This window comes from Streptococcus sp. HMSC10E12 (assembly GCF_001807855.1).
GTDB lineage: Bacteria > Bacillota > Bacilli > Lactobacillales > Streptococcaceae > Streptococcus > Streptococcus salivarius.
Genome location: NZ_KV791083.1, coordinates 15588 through 29520, shown reverse-complemented (window position 1 = coordinate 29520; position 13933 = coordinate 15588). Strand labels below are relative to the sequence as shown.

The 13933-nt window shown below is 41.1% G+C and carries 9 protein-coding genes; all 9 read left to right on the top strand.

The window, feature by feature from the left end; all coding sequences use genetic code 11:
- Positions 1-58 precede the first annotated feature (58 nt).
- The 9 genes from pulA (at position 59) to HMPREF3112_RS01405 (ending at position 13900) form a co-directional block, all read left to right on the top strand.
- Positions 59-2254, top strand: coding sequence for a type I pullulanase (gene pulA, locus HMPREF3112_RS01445; RefSeq protein WP_070437643.1), 2196 nt, complete (start codon positions 59-61; stop codon positions 2252-2254).
- Positions 2255-2423: 169 nt separating this feature from the next.
- The gene (gene glgB, locus HMPREF3112_RS01440; RefSeq protein WP_070437640.1) at positions 2424-4304 is read left to right on the top strand and encodes a 1,4-alpha-glucan branching protein GlgB; all 1881 of its coding nucleotides are present in this window, start codon (positions 2424-2426) and stop codon (positions 4302-4304) included.
- A 191-nt stretch (positions 4305-4495) separates the two neighbouring features.
- Positions 4496-5638, top strand: coding sequence for a glucose-1-phosphate adenylyltransferase (locus tag HMPREF3112_RS01435; RefSeq protein ID WP_014634805.1), 1143 nt, complete (start codon positions 4496-4498; stop codon positions 5636-5638).
- A complete protein-coding gene (glgD, locus tag HMPREF3112_RS01430; RefSeq protein WP_002884710.1) occupies positions 5628-6764 on the top strand; it encodes a glucose-1-phosphate adenylyltransferase subunit GlgD in 1137 nt (378 codons plus the stop codon). Before HMPREF3112_RS01435 ends, glgD begins: the two co-directional genes overlap by 11 nt.
- Positions 6761-8191 (top strand): glycogen synthase GlgA, encoded by a 1431-nt coding sequence (glgA, locus tag HMPREF3112_RS01425; protein WP_070437637.1) that lies wholly within the window; start codon positions 6761-6763, stop codon positions 8189-8191. The genes glgD and glgA overlap by 4 nt, the downstream gene beginning before the upstream one ends.
- 319 nt (positions 8192-8510) lie before the next feature.
- On the top strand, positions 8511-10916 hold the full coding sequence (locus HMPREF3112_RS01420; protein WP_048674155.1) for a glycogen/starch/alpha-glucan phosphorylase: 2406 nt from the start codon (positions 8511-8513) through the stop codon (positions 10914-10916).
- Positions 10917-11127: 211 nt separating this feature from the next.
- A complete protein-coding gene (locus HMPREF3112_RS01415) occupies positions 11128-11688 on the top strand; it encodes a GNAT family N-acetyltransferase (RefSeq protein WP_022496317.1) in 561 nt (186 codons plus the stop codon).
- A 105-nt stretch (positions 11689-11793) separates the two neighbouring features.
- Positions 11794-13323, top strand: coding sequence for a DUF1310 family protein (locus tag HMPREF3112_RS01410; RefSeq protein ID WP_048674152.1), 1530 nt, complete (start codon positions 11794-11796; stop codon positions 13321-13323).
- A complete protein-coding gene (locus HMPREF3112_RS01405) occupies positions 13304-13900 on the top strand; it encodes a hypothetical protein (protein ID WP_048674150.1) in 597 nt (198 codons plus the stop codon). Before HMPREF3112_RS01410 ends, HMPREF3112_RS01405 begins: the two co-directional genes overlap by 20 nt.
- Positions 13901-13933: the final 33 nt, after the last annotated feature.

Below are 13933 nucleotides of genomic sequence, written 5' to 3'. Positions count from 1 at the left end.
CGAACATTTTTTGCTATAATAGGAGAAGAAGTGAGTAACAAAAACTAAGGAGTAAAAAATGGACAATTTATTAACCGTTCATTTTCATAGTATGCATGGCGACTATTCCAGATACAGTATGTGGAAGTGGCTAGATGGTTATTGGGGCGAAGAAGCCCATTTTTCACGTGAGGATGATTTTGGCCTTGTTGGTCAGGTTACTTCTCCCTCCAATCGTTTTATTGATTCTGTCAATCTTTTGGTCAAAACGGAAGACTGGTCGAGGCAAACACATGATTACCGTGTCCGACGCTTCCTAGGGGATGCTCCCAATGCTATTTGGATAGTTGAAGGTGATCCAACTGTTTATTATTCTAAACAGGCAGCCTTGACTAGCCATAGTTTCGAAGGTCGTGACCAGCATGCCTTTGATATGGCACTTCGTAGACAGGAATTTGATCAGAAGTGGGGCTTTCAAGGTTGGTTAGGTCATAAGTATGAAAAAGGGGCTACAGAGTTTCGCCTTTGGTCACCTCTAGCTCGTCGTGTGAAGCTCTTGCTTTTTAAAAAGGGCAGTAAAAACCCTAAGATCATTAAGATGAGCCGAGGAACCAGTATCAATAAGGACCGTCATGAGATGAATACTCACGGTGTTTGGAGTGCCACTGTCAAAAAGGATTTGGATGGGGTAGCCTACCAATTTCGTGTGTATCATGAGGAAAGCTTCTATCAGGATACGAGAGACCCCTACAGTATCGCCCTTAGCTTAGATAATAAAAAAAGTTTGGTGGTCAATCCACAGCGACTTGTTCCAAGAGGGTATGAAAAGGTTACCAAGCAAAAAGCGAGCTGGCGTAAGGCAAATGCTTGCTCATCCGTTATCTGTGAAATGCACCTCCGTGACTTCTCAATCTCAGAGACATCTGGTGTTAAGAAGTCCTATAGAGGAACCTATCTAGGTGCTTGTCAGAAAGGGACTAGAAATGCCCATGGAGATGTGACTGGTTTTGATTACCTCAAACGTATGGGCTACAACTATGTCCAACTGCAACCAGTCTTTGATCACCATAAAACCTATGATAAAGGTGGGAAGCTTCTCTACAACTGGGGGTACGATCCTGAAAATTACAATGTTCCGGATCGTCAGTTTGCTGCTGATCAAAAGAATCCCGTGGCACCAATTTTAGAGCTTAAGAAAATGATTCAGGCCTACCATGAAGCAGGAATAGGGGTTATCATGGATGTGGTTTATAACCATACTTACTCATCTTACAGCTCTCCTTTCCAACTATCTGTGCCGGCTTATTACTACCGTATGCATGACAATGGGTCTTTCCAAGATGGATCAGGCTGTGGAAATGAGACAGCCAGTGAAAAGGAAATGTACCGTAAGTATATGATTGATTCCTTAACCTATTGGGCAGAAGAATTTGGAGTGGATGGTTTTCGTTTTGACCTTATGGGCTTACATGATGTTGCTACGATGAATGCCATTCGTTCGGCCATGGATGATATTGATCCTAGGATCCTTCTTTATGGTGAAGGATGGGATATGGGAATTGGACTTCCTGTAGACCAAAAGGGCAAGAAGGATAATGCAGCCTTGATGCCTAGAATCGGATTTTTCAATGACAATGCGCGTGACGCGGTCAAGGGGGCAGAGGTCTATGGGTACATCAATAACGGCTATGTGTCTGGAGCCCCATTGGAAGACCAGATTGCCAAGAGTCTGCTTGGTAGCCGTGGTTTTGTAAACTACCTCATGCCAGGTCAGGTCCTCAACTATATCGAAGCGCACGACAACTACAATTTGAATGACCTTATGCATCATTTGCATCCACATGATTCGCCAGAAGATATTGAAAAACGTATTTACTTGGCAAATGCTCTTAATCTAAGTATGCAAGGGATGTGTTTCATGCAGTTGGGACAAGAATTCCAGCGTAGTAAGATGGTTGCAACAGGTGAAGATGGAAATTACACGGAAGCGGATGTTAAGCGTGCCATGAATAGCTACAATGCCCCTGATGCTGTTAATCAGGTGGATTGGAATCAAGTGACTCTTAAGAAAGACTTGGTTGCTAAAGTTGCCAAATTAATTGAGCGTAAGCAAACCGTACAAGAATTTTCATATCGTTCATATGCAGATATTTACGATAATCTCTATGTCGCAAAAGCTGAGTACGATTCAGGTATTGTTGAATTACATATTTCTGGAAAATTACGTAAGACTTTTGTGTTCGATAATATGAAAAAAGATTTGGAGATTTACTGACAAGAATGTCAAAAAATGTTATAATACAGTAAACGCTTACATAAGTGGTTTTGTTTACTTGTAAGCCCTATCGGTCTGAAGGGTTTTCTAGTGTATTTACATATATTTCAATGTTTTAATTTCTTGATAGTTAGAACTATCAAGGCTAGTTTAAGAAAGGAGTGATGGTATGAATCTCGATGAAGCCATGTACACATTTGGAACAGGTGAGAACTTCCACCTTCAGAATTATTTGGGTGTGCATGAATTAGAGGGAGAAGAAGGTTTTATCTTCCGTGTGTGGGCCCCTCATGCTGAGCAGATTCAGGTAATTGGAGATTTCACAGGTTGGTTTGATGAACCTCTGGATATGACCAAAAACCATATCGGTGTTTGGGAGGCGACTTCAGCTCTCCCAGAGGAAGGACAACTCTATAAGTTCTTGGTGAAACGTAAGGGAGGTCAAGTCGTCGAAAAGATGGATCCTTTTGCGACTTACTTAGAGCCTCGTCCTGGAACAGGAGCTGTGATTCGTAAGAAGAAAACTAAGAAGTGGAAGGATGGCCTTTGGATGGGTCGTCGTAAACGCTTTGGTTTCCAAAAACGTCCGGTTAATATCTATGAAGCTCATGCATCATCTTGGAAACTAAAAGAGGATGGTCAACCTTATACTTTCAAAGAATTGAAAGAAGAGTTGATTCCATATTTGGTTGAGATGAACTATACCCACGTGGAATTCATGCCACTCATGGCTCATCCTCTTGGGATGAGTTGGGGTTACCAGCTTATGGGTTACTTTGCTTTTGAGCATACCTATGGCACACCAGAAGAATTTCAAGATTTCGTAGAAGCATGTCACCAGAATAATATCGGTGTCTTGGTAGACTGGGTCCCAGGTCACTATACACAGAATGACGATGCTTTGGCCTACTTCGATGGTACACCAACTTTCGAATATCAGGATCATGATCGAGCTCATAACTATCGTTGGGGCGCACTTAACTTTGACTTAGGAAAAAATCAAGTTCAGTCTTTCCTTATTTCAAGTGCTCTTTACTGGATTGAAAATTATCATATCGATGGTATCCGAGTGGATGCAGTATCTAACATGCTCTATTTGGACTATGATGAAGGTCCATGGATGCCTAATAAGGATGGTGGTAATCGTAACTTGGAAGGTTACGGCTTCCTTCAAAAGCTCAATCGTGAAATTAAAAACCGTTATCCAGATGTCATGATGATTGCGGAAGAATCAACTGCGGCAACGCCAATTACACAACCGATTGAAGAAGGTGGTCTAGGTTTCGACTTCAAATGGAATATGGGTTGGATGAACGATATCCTCAAATTCTACGCAGAAGATCCAGTTTACCGTCAGTATGACTTCAATCTGATGACCTTCAGTTTCATGTATTGCTTCAATGAAAACTATGTTCTACCTTTCTCACATGATGAAGTGGTTCATGGTAAGAAGAGCATGATGCATAAGATGTGGGGTGACCGCTATAATCAGTTTGCTGGTCTTCGTAACCTCTATGCTTACCAACTCTGTCACCCAGGTAAGAAATTGCTCTTTATGGGTTCTGAGTTTGGTCAATTCTTGGAGTGGAAGTTTGATTATCAACTCGAATGGGGTAATCTTGAAGATGAGATGAACCAGAAGATGCAGGCCTTTACTAGCCATATGAATGCTTTCTACAAGGACCATAAATCTCTCTGGCAGATTGATGATTCTTACGATGGTATTGAAATTATCGATGCGGATAACCGTGCTGAAAGTGTTCTTTCCTTCATTCGTAAGGATGACAAAGGTGATAAGGGTGACTTCCTCGTCTGCGTCTTCAACCTAGCTCCAGTGGAACGACAAAACTTCACTATAGGATTGCCAGTAGCTGGTATCTACCAAGAAGTGCTTAACACTGAGATGGAAGAATTCGGTGGCGTTTGGAAAAAAGGAAATCCTGAAACCCGTACCCAAAAGGCGAAGTGGAAGGACTATGAAAATACCCTTAGCTTCACCCTACCTGCTCTAGGAGCAAGTATCTGGCGTGTGAAACGTCGCCTGAAATAAAGGGTAGACTTAAACGTGTACACGATTTGTTTTTCAGAGGTGATAGCAAGGAAGTCACGGTTGAAAGAAGCTGTTTGATGCCCAAACTATTGCCAGAATGAGAAACTTACTTTAATTGTCATAATCAGTTTCGACTGATTGTCTCGTCATCCTTTTTAGGATGCAACTAAAAATCATGAGGGGGACTATTCATGAAAAATGAAATGTTGGCTTTGATCCTTGCTGGTGGGCAAGGAACTCGTCTTGGAAAATTGACCCAAAGTATTGCCAAACCAGCTGTTCAGTTTGGTGGACGCTACCGTATCATTGACTTTGGTTTGTCAAACTGTGCCAATTCAGGGATTAACAATGTTGGTGTCATTACACAGTATCAACCACTTGCTTTGAACAACCATATCGGAAATGGTTCAAGTTGGGGCTTGGATGGTGTTAACTCTGGTGTATCAATTCTTCAACCTTACTCAGCTAGTGAAGGTAATCGTTGGTTTGAAGGTACCAGCCACGCTATTTACCAAAACATTGACTATATCGACAGCATCAATCCTGAATACGTTTTAATCTTGTCTGGTGACCATATTTATAAGATGGACTATGATGATATGCTCCAAGCACACAAAGACAACAACGCGAGTCTTACTGTAGCAGTTCTTGATGTGCCACTTAAGGAAGCTAGCCGTTTCGGTATCATGAACACAGACGCTAATAACCGTATCGTCGAATTCGAAGAAAAACCTGAAAATCCTAAATCAACGAAGGCATCAATGGGTATTTACATCTTTGACTGGAAACGTCTTCGCAATATGTTGGTTTCAGCTGAAAAGAGTGCAGTTGATATGTCTGACTTTGGTAAGAACGTTATTCCTGCTTATCTTGAAACAGGTGAAAGCGTCTATGCTTATGAATTTGAAGGCTACTGGAAGGACGTAGGTACTATCGAATCCCTTTGGGAAGCAAATATGGAGTATATTTCTCCAGAAAATGCTTTGGATAGCCGTAACCGTCAATGGAAAATTTATTCACGTAACATGATTGCACCACCAAACTTCTTTGGTGAACATGCTGAAATTGAAGACTCACTCGTTGTTGATGGCTGTTTGGTTGATGGAACTGTTAAACATTCAGTGCTTTCAACAAGTGCCCAAATCCGTGAAGGTGCGGTCGTTGAAGATTCAGTGATTATGAGTGGTGCAGTTATCGGTAAAGGTGCAAAAATTAAACGTGCGATTATCGGTGAAGGGGCACACATTTCTGATGGCGTGGAAATTGACGGTACAGAAGAAGTGCAAGTCGTAGGATACAATGAAGTAGTGGGGGTACCAAAAGATGAAGATTGATAAATATTCTGCAATTCTAGGAAATACCGTAGGATTCCATGACATGGATGGTTTGACTGAGCACCGTCCTATTGCCAGCCTACCATTTGGTGGAAAATATCGCCTCATCGACTTCCCGTTGTCTAACTTGGCTAACGCTGGTATCCGTAGCGTCTTTGGTATCTTCCAAAACGAAAATATCAGTTCTGTTTTCGACCACATTCGTTCAGGTCGTGAGTGGGGCTTATCAACACTCCTCAGCCACTACTACCTTGGTATTTATAACACTCCAGTTGAAAGTTCAACGGTTGATGAAGAATACTATCGTCAAATTTTGACTTACCTTAAACGTTCAGGGTCAGACCAAACGGTAGCGCTTAACAGTGATGTTTTGGTCAATATTGATCTTAACCAAGTTTTCCACCTTCACAATACAGCAGAACCAAAAATTACTGTTGTCTACAAAAAACTTCCGAAAGAACTCATTTCAGATGTAAACAGCATTTTGGAAATTGATGAATCTGACAAAGTGCTTGGCCATGAACTCTTCCAGGGTGGAGATAAAGAAGTTTACAATATGTCTACAGATATCTTTGTTGTGGATACACCATTCTTGATTGAAAAATTGGAAGAAGAAGCAGCTAAAGAAGAACCGCGTAAGCTTCGTTATGTACTTCGTGATTTGGCAGTTGCTGAAAATGCTTTTGCTTACGAGTACACTGGTTACCTTTCAAATATCCACTCAGTGAAAGCGTACTTTGATGCTAACTTGGATATGTTGGAATCACAAAAATTCTATTCACTTTTTGCACCAAACCAAAAAGTTTATACAAAAGTTAAAAATGAAGAGCCAACATACTATGCAGCTTCATCTGATGTTAAAGTTTCTCAGTTTGCTTCAGGTTCTCTTGTCCGTGGTAAAGTAGATCATTCTGTTGTTTCACGTAATGTTGACTTGTCAGAAGGTTCAACTGTAAACCATGCAGTCATCTTCCCACGTGTTGAAGTTGGTAAGAATGCTACCGTTGAATATGCTATTGTGGATAAAGGTGTTAAAATCGCTGACGGCGTTACTATCCGCGGTACAGAAAACAACCCAGTTGTCATCAAAAAAGGTAGCGTTGTAACAGAGGATATTGTACGATGAAAATTTTATTTGTAGCGGCTGAAGGTGCACCTTTCGCTAAGACTGGCGGTTTGGGTGACGTTATCGGTGCTCTCCCTAAATCTCTAGTCAAAAATGGTCACGAAGTTGCCGTAATTCTCCCTTATTATGATGTGGTTTCGGCTAAGTTTGGCGATCAAGTTGAAGACCTTGGCTTCTTCTATACAAATGTTGGTTGGCGGCGTCAATATGTCGGCATCAAGAAAATCGTTCGCGATGGTGTGACTTTCTACTTCATTGATAATGAGCAGTATTTCAACCGTAGTACGGTATACGGTGAGTGGGACGATGGTGAGCGTTTCGGCTTCTTCCAAATGGCTGCCCTTGAGTTGATGGAAAAAGTGGACTTTATTCCAGATATTCTCCACGTTCATGACTACCACACAGGCATGATTCCATTCCTTCTTAAGGAAAAATACCATTGGATTCAAGCTTACCAAGGTATTAAGACAGTCTTCACTATCCACAATATTGAGTTCCAAGGTCAATTTGACAGTGGTATGCTTTGGGAAATCTTCGGTGTTGGTTATGAGCGTTATGCAGATGGTACCCTTCGTTGGAATGACTGCCTCAACTGGATGAAAGCTGCTGTTCTTTACGCAGACCGTGTAACAACAGTTTCACCTTCATATGCTGGAGAAATCCAAACACCTGAATTTGGTAAAGGCCTTGATCAAATCATGCGTATGGAATCTGGTAAGTTATCTGGTATTGTTAATGGTATCGATACGGACCTCCTTGATCCAGAAACGGATACTCACATTCCTTACCACTTCTCAGTGGATGATTTGTCAGGTAAAGCCAAAGACAAGGCAGCGCTTCAAGAACGTCTTGGTCTTCCAGTTCGTGAAGATGTACCAGTCATTGGTATGGTGTCTCGTTTGACAGACCAAAAAGGTTTCGATTTGGTGGTCAATGAGCTCCACAATATCTTGCAACATGATGTTCAGATTGTTCTTTTGGGTACTGGTTACAGTGACTATGAGAATTCTTTCTCTTGGTTCGGTCATGCCTACCCAGAGAAAATGTCTGCCAACATTACCTTCAACCTAGAGTTGGCTCAACAAATTTATGCTGGTTGTGACATTTTCCTTATGCCTTCAGCCTTCGAACCATGTGGTCTCTCTCAAATGATGTCTATGCGCTATGGTACCTTGCCAGTGGTTAGTGAGGTTGGTGGTCTTCGTGACACTGTTGAACCTTACAACCCTGTGACAGGCTCAGGTACAGGCTTCTCATTTGGTAACTTCTCAGGTTACTGGATGGTTCAAACCCTTGAAAAAGCTCTCGATGTCTACGAAAATCATGCTGAAGCTTGGAAACAACTTCAACACAATGCGATGACACGTGACTTCTCATGGGATACAGCAAGTTTGGCATATGTTGATTTGTACAAACAATTAGTATAGTTCCAAAGATAACTTTTCTCGTGAGGGAAAAGTTATCTTCATGTAAAGAGTTTGAAAATGCTTCTATACTTATTTAGTTCTTTAAGATTCGCTTGAAAGCAATTATGGAGATAACATCTAAAAATCTGAATAGAAGAATAACTCTAATCATGTTATAATGAATTTAACTGCTTTAGCAGTTTTGTAAAAAGATTTTGAAACCTTTGTTTTGAATCTTATCTGGCAAGGTTTGGGAGTTAAAAATTTCCAATCCCCCTTATCCTAATTATTCTCTTTTAGAGGTGGATCCAAGGTATAGAAGTAGTAAGAAAGGAATTCTATGCAACTAGAAAATTTAACAAAAGAACAATTTATCCGTGACTTTAAAGATACTCTCCATCAAGAGCAGTTGATTAAAGTTGCTAAGGCGACACCAACAGAAATCTTTACAGCCTTGGCTGGTTTGATCCGTAAATATTACACAAATACATGGATTGAACGTAACCATGCACTTTCAGACAATCAAGAAAAAATTGCTTACTACTTCTCGATTGAATTTCTTCCAGGTCGCATGTTGGAAACTAACCTCCTCAACCTTGGTATTCTTGACCTTGTTAAAGAAGGTTTCGCAGAACTTGATATCGATTTCCGCGAAGTGGTAGAAGCTGAGCATGATATGGCACTTGGTAACGGTGGTCTTGGTCGTTTGGCTGCTGCCTTCATGGATTCGCTTGCAACTACTGGTTATCCAGGTTTTGGTAATGGTCTTCGTTACCGTTACGGACTTTTCAAACAACGTATTGTTGATGGTTACCAAGTAGAGCTACCAGATGGTTGGTTTGGTTCAACAGGAAATGTTTGGGAAACACGTAAAGACCATGATATTGTCTATGTAAAACTCTTTGGTGATGTTGTCCTTGAAAGTGACGAAGATGGTCGTTTTGTTCCAACTTATAAGAATGCTCAAGTTCTTCGTGCTGTGCCTTACGATGTGCCACAAATCGGTTATCAAAATGGTGTGATTAACAACCTTCGTCTTTGGGATGTAGAAATTCCTGAAGAATATGAATTGGACTACCCAACTTTGGAAGCTCGGCGTCGTGTGAAAGATATTACAGCCATTCTTTACCCAGATGATACAACGATTGAAGGTAAAGAATTGCGTTTGGTTCAGGAATACTTCATGACAAGTGCAGGTCTCCAAACCATTATCAAATCATACCTCAAGATGGGCTTGCCATTGAAAGATATCCACGAAAAGGTATCTGTTCACATCAATGATACTCACCCTGCGGTTGCACCAGCTGAATTCATGCGTCTCCTCCTTGATGAATACGGTCTTTCATGGGAAGATGCTTGGAATGCGACTGTTAAGACCATGAGCTATACTAACCACACAATCCTTCAAGAAGCTCTTGAAAAATGGGATCAACAGCTCTTCAAACGTGTTCTTCCACGTGTTTACCAAATCATCTTGGAAATCGATAACCGTTATGTAGCTGCAATGGCTGGACGTGGTGTTGCTGCAGATGTTATCGAACGCACTCGTATCGTGAAGGATAACCAAGTGCATATGGCTAACTTGGCGATTATTGGTGGTCACTCAGTCAACGGGGTTGCCAAACTCCACACAGAACTTCTTAAAGAAGATACCCTTCACGACTTCTATACTATTTATCCTGAAAAATTCAATAACAAGACAAATGGTATCGTTCAACGTCGTTGGACACAAATTGCAGCTCCTGAACTTTCAGCAGCAATTGATGACGTGATTGGTGATGGATGGCGTAAAGACATCCATGAGCTTGAAAACCTTACAACTTACTTGGATGACAAGGAAGTCTTGAACCAGTTCTATCAAGTTAAGAAGACTGCTAAACAACGTTTGGCAGACTACATCAAGGAAACAACAGGCGTAGAAGTGTCTACTGATGCTATCTTTGATGTTCAAGTGAAACGTCTTCACGCTTACAAACGTCAATTGCTTAACCTTCTTCATATCATCAAACTTTATTGGGATCTTAAAGATAACCCAGATAAAGACATGGTACCACGTGTATTCATCTTTGGTGCCAAAGCTGCGCCTGGTTATCACTTCGCTAAATCTGTTATCAAACTCATCAACGAAGTTGCCAACCTTGTTAACAATGATGAAAGCCTTCAAGGCAAACTTAAAGTTGTCTTCCTAGAAAACTACCGTGTAAGCCTTGCGGAACTCATCATTCCAGCAGCTGATGTCTCTGAGCAAATCTCATTGGCTTCTAAAGAAGCATCTGGTACGTCAAACATGAAATTCATGATGACTGGTGCTATCACCTTGGCAACACTTGACGGTGCCAACATTGAAATCAAGGATGAAGTTGGAGATGAGAATGTTGTCATCTTCGGTATGGACAAGGACGAAGTTTATGAACACTATGCACGTCACGATTACTACTCTCGTGCAGTTTATGAAAATAATCCTGTCATTCGTCGTGTTGTTGATACTTTTGTCAACGGTACGATTCCAGATGCTCAAGCTGAAGGTACTGAAATCTATGAAGCACTCATCACCCACAACGATGAATACTTCCTCTTGGAAGACTTCGAAGCTTATGTAGAAGCTCAAGAGAAAATCGATGCGCTTTATCGTGATCATGACAAGTGGGCACGCATGAGCTTGGCAAATATTGCTAAATCTCATAAGTTCACTTCAGATGATACGATTACAGAGTATGCTAAAGAAATTTGGGAATTGAAAAAATAGGCGTTAGCTCATGAATCACAAAAAGACAAAGGCTAGAAATGGTCGTTGTCTTTTTATTTTTTTAGAAGAGGGGTGTCATAGACAGCCAAAAAGCATTTATAAATGGCAGGGTAGTTTATCTGCAGATCTATCTTAGCCCTTGAAACTTGCACTTGCTTATCAAGGTGTTATAATGACCTATAGGTATAAGCATCAAAAAGGGGGACAATACATGGCTTTACGCAGCCAATTAATTACTAAGGAGTTTCCAGAATTAGATAGGGTAGAGCGCTTAAATAACGAGGCCTTCCCAGAAGAAGAACGTATTCCATTAAGTGAGTTTTTACAATTGGATGGTCGTGATGATTATCATTTCTTTGCCTTTTATGACGAGGATGATTTTGTTGGATTTGCCTCAGTTCTCTACAATGCCAAAGTTTTTTATGTGAGTTTCTTTGCCATCGTTCCTCAAATGCGGAGTCATGGCTACGGAAGTGAGATTATTGATAAACTGGTGGACTTTTATGGACCATCTCGGTCTATGGTCTTGGAAGTAGAGCGTTTGGATGAACCAAATGACAATCCTGAGCAACGTGAGGCACGTTGGGATTTCTATAAGCGTAATGGGTTCAAGACTTCCAATGCTTTCTTGGAATATGAAGGTTTGAGTTTTGAGATTCTCTATCGTGGAGATCACTTTGACGAAGAAGCCTACAGAGAGATATTCCGCAAACTTCAGGAAAATGCTTATTTTGACTTCAGTATTAAACATCGTCGCTTGAGTGATTTATAAATAATCAAACCAAACAGGTCTTAGTTAACCTGTTTTTCATTTGTTTTCAGCGTTTGCCAATCGTTCTCAGAATATTTTGTCCTCCTATGCTATAATGGAAGTACTATGAAGAAAGTAATTTTACAGTATCTAGCAAGTGCTCTAACTGTAATCCTTATACTTGGTCTTGTGGTTTTCAACAGACAGCGAAATCACCCTCTGGTAAAGAAGGTCAAAGACCCTGAGATTTCCTATATCTATCAGGATTCTTTGGAAAATCTAGATAGACTGGCCCTTAGTCAGGCTGGAGTTATCCAATCCTATCAGCTCGATTCTTTGTCTGTTAGGAAGGAAGATGGAAAGATTCACCTCGTTCTCCATATCAATCATTCCTATGATATGCAGGTAAATCTTGTCCTAAAGTCTGATATCTACGGTGATTTATCTGTGGTTGAAGCGACGCCATCAAAGGCTTTGAAGCTAGCCTTGGAGGACGAGTCTTATCAGAAACGGTTGACCTTAATTTCGCAAAAGGCAGATGCTATTATGGCTCGTGATCACTGGGATCAGGCCATTAAGCCAGCCTATGTGGCTCAGGTCAGAAGTAAGATGAAGAAGACTTCCCTAACCCAGCTAGACAAGGTTCTTCAGGACGTTGACCAAGAAAGTAAGGAAGTGGGCTCCGATACCTATACGGCCTTTTTCCAAGCTTCTCAACTGCCTAATCACGACAAGCTCAATTTGGTTATGGAGCACATGCAGGTTTATGTGGATAAGTATCAGTTCCTTCAATTAGGGAAGTCAGGCTATAAATTTTCCAAGAAACTTGAGCCAACCAGCCCTTTTTACAGTTACTTCCGCGAGGCTATTATGGAGACTTATCAGACGGATTTAGGACTGGGCGAGGATGAGTTGGGCATCAAGCTCCACCTTTTTAGGTCTTGGATTGATAAACAGTCTATGGATTACATTAGGAGCAATTACAAGGGCAAGACAGACTTGGATAAACTTCTATCCTATAGTAAGGACAAGAAGATAAACTTGGATTATACTACAGGTGCTTCCTACCATAATCGAAGCTTGGGAGACTTTACCTATCCAGAGAATATGAAAATCCAGCTACCTCAGACCAGTGTCATGGGACCTTACGGTGTCAGCAATTCCCGCTTTATTGAATTTATTGTCAATATGGATACAGGGAAATTTGTTTCTGAGTGGAATGTCTACAAGAAAAGGAAAGACGGTAGTATCGACTCTAATCCTAAGCATTACAAGATTGAAGATGGTGCTGATATTGCTGATACGGACTCTGCTAACTACGGCCTATCTAAGGGACTAAATGCTGACTTACCAGCCTATCTCAATAATAGCCATACCTATCTTGATGTTCGTCACCCTGCGGATAATGCGATTAGACGTAAGATGGTTAGAAAGTGGAAAAATGCCAAGAATGTCTTAAATGGTGGGCGCTATGCTGATATTGTTAAAAAAGGAGGCTTGAAAGACCTTGAAACATGGAGACAAGTTAAAGCTGAAGACCGCCTCCAGGTCTACAATGCTTACCTTGATTATATTCGCTCTCATCTTGTGCTTAATGGGTTTGACAGCTTTTACCAAGAAACCTACAACCCCCAAGGTGGAGACAAAAAAGACTGAAACCCTTGATAGTGTTCTTGTCGCTAAAAATTTCTATCGTGTAAGGGATGCCTATGCCATCAAGCTCTACGGGCAGGATGAGGGGATGTCCTTTGATGTGGCTGGTCAGAGACTCTTTGGGTCAAATATTGCTATTAAAGATGGTCTGTTATATGGCTCCAGTCTTGGAGATTTGACCATTGAGGCTTATTTTCAGGGGGAGCTGTCCTACCTTTTAGAGGCCACCCAGAAGCTCCCAGTGGACAAAAATCGTATCAAGGCTAATCACTATAGTCAGGACATCGTTCTGAATAACGTTTGGTCTAGTCTGGAAGGTCAAGAAACCTCCAATAGTATCATCACTCAGTTTCAGGATAAGACCTTGCTTAAGCTGCGGATCAGCTACAACAAGGATTTCCTTCCGACTAAGATTCAGGGTTTTTACAATAGCCAAACCTTTAATGGCTGGCGGGACCTATTTTACATAGATTATCCATATAGTAATCAGGAAGCCTTCAATCAGGCTCAAGATGCCTATATACAACACATCCAGTACATGGAAACGCATCCTGAGGAAGAAACAGGAGAGTTTGGTTAATAAAGCAAAATCACCTTTATCTCGAGATAAAGG